The 5,348-nt window shown below is 71.8% G+C and carries 5 protein-coding genes; 4 read left to right on the forward strand and 1 reads right to left on the reverse strand.

Translation table 11 applies throughout. The features are described from left to right. A partial coding sequence (locus F8274_RS31500) for a hypothetical protein (protein WP_225854037.1) occupies positions 1-338 on the reverse strand: 338 nt, incomplete at its 3' end. Positions 339-826: 488 nt separating this feature from the next. On the opposite strand from F8274_RS31500, the gene pdhA reads away from it, so the two are divergent. The 4 genes from pdhA (at position 827) to F8274_RS31505 (ending at position 4,824) form a co-directional block, all read left to right on the forward strand. Continuing rightward, the gene (gene pdhA, locus F8274_RS29775) at positions 827-2,005 is read left to right on the forward strand and encodes a pyruvate dehydrogenase (acetyl-transferring) E1 component subunit alpha (protein WP_151465670.1); all 1,179 of its coding nucleotides are present in this window, start codon (positions 827-829) and stop codon (positions 2,003-2,005) included. Then, positions 2,005-2,994: an alpha-ketoacid dehydrogenase subunit beta gene (locus tag F8274_RS29780; protein ID WP_151465671.1), complete on the forward strand. Its 990-nt coding sequence runs from the start codon at positions 2,005-2,007 to the stop codon at positions 2,992-2,994. The genes pdhA and F8274_RS29780 overlap by 1 nt, the downstream gene beginning before the upstream one ends. A 5-nt stretch (positions 2,995-2,999) precedes the next feature. Next, positions 3,000-4,463 (forward strand): dihydrolipoamide acetyltransferase family protein, encoded by a 1,464-nt coding sequence (locus F8274_RS29785; protein WP_151465672.1) that lies wholly within the window; start codon positions 3,000-3,002, stop codon positions 4,461-4,463. Between the two features lie 223 nt (positions 4,464-4,686). Continuing rightward, positions 4,687-4,824: a hypothetical protein gene (locus tag F8274_RS31505; protein ID WP_165823299.1), complete on the forward strand. Its 138-nt coding sequence runs from the start codon at positions 4,687-4,689 to the stop codon at positions 4,822-4,824. The last annotated feature ends 524 nt before the right edge of the window (positions 4,825-5,348 follow it).

Genomic DNA, 5,348 nt, shown 5'->3' on the forward strand with positions numbered 1-5,348 from the left:
GCTCCGGCGACCGGCGACGGGGTGGGGAGCAACGGCGACTGCGTCCCCTCGGGCAGCGGGATCACCACCGGGCCGACCGAGGGCGTCGGGAGGAACGGGGTGCTGCTGTCCGGGAGGGCGCTGTTCCCCACGGTGGCCGACCCCGCGCTGATCGCGGCGAGGATCGGCATGGAGGCGGTGCCGGCCAGCAGCGCCACGGTGAACAGGTAACCCCGGCTCGGGCCGCCCAGGCCCTGCGCCCGGTGCGCGCCGACCACCCGCCGGTAGCGGGACTGCGGCACCGCCCGGTGCCGGCCGAGGAACGGAACTCCCGGAGGACCCTCTGGCGGCTCGGACACCGGCACACTCCTCGTACGCGTCGACAGGGCGGGATCCCGGCGCAGGCTAAACGGACAAATGCCTCGCGGGGGACCACCGCCAGCTTGGACCAGTGACGCTCAGTTCACCAGCCACCACAGCGTGTCGACACACAAATTGTCCGTCCCTCGACGGCGACTCACCAGACAAATGTGTCTATGCGTCGCGAACACGACGGAACGTCGCCGGTGGAGGAGGCCGTACTGTGGGCCCGCTCACCTCCTCTGCAATCATTCAGGCACGACGGCAACGCAGCCGCCACCTCCGCGCACCCCGCGGCTGGTGCGGTACGGCGCCGGCGCTCCCGGGTCGGGCTCCGCAAACGGACCCGGCTCACGCCGCGCGGCAACCCTCACCGGGGCTAGGCGCGGCCGCCAGGGACCGGTCCGGCACCAGCCGGGTCGGGCGCACGATGTGCGCGGCACGGGTCACCCCCCGGCGCCGGCGCAGACCAGACAGGGAGAGACGGATGGCAAAGGGCGATCCCGGGGCCGCCACCCGCAGCAAGCGGGCCGCACCCCGTACCAAGCGCGCCGCCGCCACGGGCGAACCGGAGCTCGTGCAGCTGCTCACGCCCGAGGGCGAGCGGATCGAGAGCGCGCTCGGGCCGGACGGGACCGAGTACCGCGTCGACTTCACCGACGAGGAGTACCGCGGGCTCTACCGCGACCTCGTGCTGGTCCGGAAGCTCGACGCCGAGGCCACGGCGCTCCAGCGCCAGGGCGAGCTGGGCCTCTGGGCCAGTCTCCTGGGCCAGGAGGCGGCGCAGGTCGGCTCCGGCCGGGCGCTGCGTACGCAGGACATGGCCTTCCCGACCTACCGGGAGCACGGCGTCCTCTACTGCCGGGGCATCGACCCGATCATGCCGCTCGGCCTGTTCCGCGGCGTCGACCAGGGCGGCTGGGACCCGAACGAGTTCAAGTTCAACATGTACACGATCGTCATCGGCGCGCAGACCCTGCACGCGACCGGCTACGCCATGGGTGTCGCCATGGACGGCAGGACCGGCAGCGACGAGGGCGAGGCGGTGATCGCCTACTTCGGTGACGGCGCCACCAGCCAGGGCGACGTGAACGAGTCGTTCGTCTGGGCCAGCGTCTTCAACGCCCCGCTGGTGTTCTTCTGCCAGAACAACCAGTACGCCATCTCCGAGCCGCTGGAGCGCCAGACCCGCGTCCCGCTCTACCAGCGGGCCGGCGGCTTCGGCTTCCCCGGCGTCCGGGTGGACGGCAACGACGTGCTCGCGTCGTACGCGGTGACCCGGCACGCGCTGGACAACGCGCGGCACGGCCAGGGACCGAGCCTCATCGAGGCGTACACCTACCGGATGGGTGCCCACACCACCTCCGACGACCCGACCCGCTACCGGATCGCCAGCGAGGTCGAGGCCTGGCAGGCCAAGGACCCGATCGCCCGGATGAAGGCGTTCCTCACGAAGCAGCAGATCGTCGACGAGTCGTTCTTCGCCGAGGTCGACGAGCAGGCCCGCGCCGAGTCGGTGCACCTGCGCGAGCGGGTGCTCGCCATGCCCGACCCGGAACCGGTGACCATGTTCGACCACGTCTACCCCAACGGGTCCCCCGAGCTCGACGAGCAGCGGGCCCAGTTCAGCAAGTACCTGGAGTCGTTCGAGGGGAGCGCCCACTGATGGCCACGGAGACGCTCACCCTCGGCAAGGCCCTCAACGCCGGCCTGCGCAAGGCCCTGGAGAACGACCCGAAGGTCGTCATCATGGGCGAGGACGTCGGCAAGCTCGGCGGCGTGTTCCGCATCACCGACGGCCTCCAGAAGGACTTCGGCGACCAGCGGGTCATCGACACCCCGCTCGCCGAGTCCGGCATCATCGGCACCGCGGTCGGCCTGGCCATCCGCGGCTTCCGGCCGGTCTGCGAGATCCAGTTCGACGGCTTCGTCTACCCGGCGTACGACCAGATCGTGTCCCAGGTGGCGAAGATGCACTACCGCTCGCAGGGCAAGGTGCGGATCCCGATGGTCATCCGGATCCCCTACGGCGGTGGCATCGGCGCGGTCGAGCACCACTCGGAGTCGCCCGAGGCGTACTTCGCGCACACCGCCGGCCTGAAGGTCGTCACCTGCGCGAACCCGCAGGACGGCTACTCGATGATCCAGCAGGCGATCGCCTCCGACGACCCGATCGTCTTCCTGGAGCCGAAGCGGCGCTACTGGGAGAAGGGTCCGGTCGAACTGGACGCCCCGCTGACCGGGGCGTACCCGCTGCACGCCGCCCGGGTCGCCCGGCCGGGCACCGACGCCACCGTGCTGGCGTACGGCCCGATGGTGCGCACCGCCCTGGACGCGGCCACCGCCGCCGCCGAAGACGGCCGGGAGCTGGAGGTCATCGACCTGCGCACGCTCTCCCCGCTGGACCTGACCGCCGCGTACGAGTCGGTGAAGCGCACCGGCCGCTGCGTGGTCGTCCACGAGGCCCCGGGCAACCTGGGCCTCGGGTCGGAGATCGCCGCCCGGATCACCGAGGAGTGCTTCTACTCCCTGGAGTCCCCCGTGCTGCGGGTCACCGGCTTCGACACCCCCTACCCGGCCGCCCGGGTGGAGGAGGAGTACCTGCCCGACCTCGACCGGGTGCTCGACGCCGTCGACCGCACCTTCGGCTGGTGAGCGGCATGTCACGGATCAAGACGTTCAACCTCCCCGACCTGGGCGAGGGCCTGACCGAGGGTGAGATCCTCGCCTGGCTGGTCAAGGTGGGCGACGACATCGAGCTGAACCAGCCGATCGTCGAGGTGGAGACCGCCAAGGCGGCGGTCGAGATCCCGGCGAAGTGGGCCGGCCGGGTGCAGGCGATCTTCCACCCGGAGGGCACCACGGTCGAGGTCGGCAGCCCGATCATCGCGATCGACACCGACCCGAACGCCGGGCCGATCGAGCAGTCGACGACCGGTGCTCCGGCCGCCGACCTGCCCACCCCGTCGGCGGCCTCGCTGGCCGCCGTCGAGGTCGCGCCCGAGGAGGGCATGGTCGAGCCGGGCCTGATCGGCGGCGTGGCGCCGGGTGGGCGTACCGCGGTGCTGGTCGGCTACGGCCCGCGGAACGCGCCGGCCAAGCGGCGGCCGCGCAAGGGCGGCGTCGTCCCGGCCCGGGCGGCGGCGGCCCCGGCCGCCCCGGTCCAGCCGGCTCCCGCGCCGGTGGTCCCGGCGCCGGCCGCCCCGGCGGTCAACGGCAACGGCCGGGTGACCGGCGCCGTGCTGGCCAAGCCGCCGGTCCGCAAGCTCGCCAAGGACCTCGGCGTCGACCTCGCCACGCTGACCGGTTCGGGCCCGCTGGGCTCGATCACCCGGGAGGACGTCCAGCGGGCGGCGTCGGCTCCGGCGGCGGCCGAGCCGCTGACGGTCGCGGCGCCGGCCACGGCGGCCGCGAGCTTCGGCGCCGACCGCGAGCAGCGCATCCCGGTCAAGGGGGTACGCAAGCTCACCGCGGAGAACATGGCCCGCTCGGCGTTCACCGCCCCGCACGTCACGGAGTTCCTGACCGTGGACGTGACCCGGGCCATGAAGGCCCTGGACCGGCTCCGCGAGCGCCGCGAGTGGCGGGACGTGCGGGTCTCGCCACTGCTGCTCGTCGCGAAGGCGGTGCTGCTGGCGGTCAAGCGCCACCCGATGGTCAACTCGACCTGGGCCGGCGACGAGATCGTGGTCAAGGACTACGTGAACCTGGGCATCGCGGCGGCCACCGAGCGCGGCCTGATCGTGCCGAACATCAAGGACGCCGGCCGGCTCTCGCTGCGCGAGCTGGCGGACGCGATGACGGCGCTCGTCCAGACGGCCAAGGCGGGGAAGACGTCTCCGGCCGACATGTCCGGCGGCACGCTGACCATCACCAACGTCGGCGTCTTCGGCGTCGACACCGGCACCCCGATCCTGCCTCCGGGCGAGTCCGCGATCCTCGCCTTCGGCGCGGTGCGGGAGCTGCCCTGGGTGCACAAGGGCAAGGTCAAGCCGCGCCTGGTCACCACGTTGGGGCTCTCCTTCGACCACCGGATCATCGACGGTGAGCTCGGTTCGAAGTTCCTCCGCGACATCGGGGACTTCCTGGCCGATCCGGAGGCGGCGCTGCTCGCCTGGACCTGACGGGTCGCATCGCACCAGGCCACGGCCGGTGTGCACGGGTGAACGCCCGGCACACCGGCCGTTGCCGTTGGGGAACGAAACGTCGGCTCGACGGGGCTCCTGGCCTACGATCCTTAGGCACGTGGCTCAGCTCACCTAATAATCGATGGAAGTTCGCGGCGTTCTGGGGTTCAATAGAGACATCAAGGGGCTGACAACCGAATAGCCAGGAGGAGAGACCCAGATGAGCATGATCGAGCGAATCCGCAACCGCCGCGACGCCAACCGCCGCGCCCGTGCCATCGAGCACGCGCTGCGTTCCGCCAACTCGCCGGCCGTCCGCGAGGAGCTTCTCGCCATCGCCCAGCGTCACATGAGCTGACGCTCCCCTACTTTCCTCACCTCCTCCAGTTCGAAGACCCGCCCGGGCAACCGGTCGGGTCTTCGGCGTTTCACGTCGATTGACACCGGGATTCCACCTCGCCGCACCGCCCGGTACGGTGGGGCTCGGTCGCCAACCGCCCGCCCCCGGACCGATCGCCGACAGAGCAACCGATCGATACCGTCCGGTGACGGTCGGTGACGGCTCGTGCTCCCCCGGGCGCCTCCGGGCGGCCACCGGATACGGTGCGGGGAGCCCGCACGGCCGGTACCTGCCGGCGACTCCGGCAGCCATGCCGACGGTCCCGATCGGCATCGGCGGCCGACATGTGATGGAGGAGGCGCACCCATGACGTCCGAGGCCCCGCACCGCCCCGGCCAGGAGCCGGGCGAGGTGTCGCCGACGATCGGGGACGCCTCGACGATGTCCTGGTCGGTGGCGTCCGCGATGATCACGGTGATGTTGTCCGGGCCGCCGCCGCGCAGCGCGAGCTGCACCAGGCGCTCCACGCACTGCTGCGGGTC

Source organism: Micromonospora sp. AMSO31t (assembly GCF_008868175.1).
In the GTDB taxonomy this organism is placed as follows: domain Bacteria; phylum Actinomycetota; class Actinomycetes; order Mycobacteriales; family Micromonosporaceae; genus Micromonospora.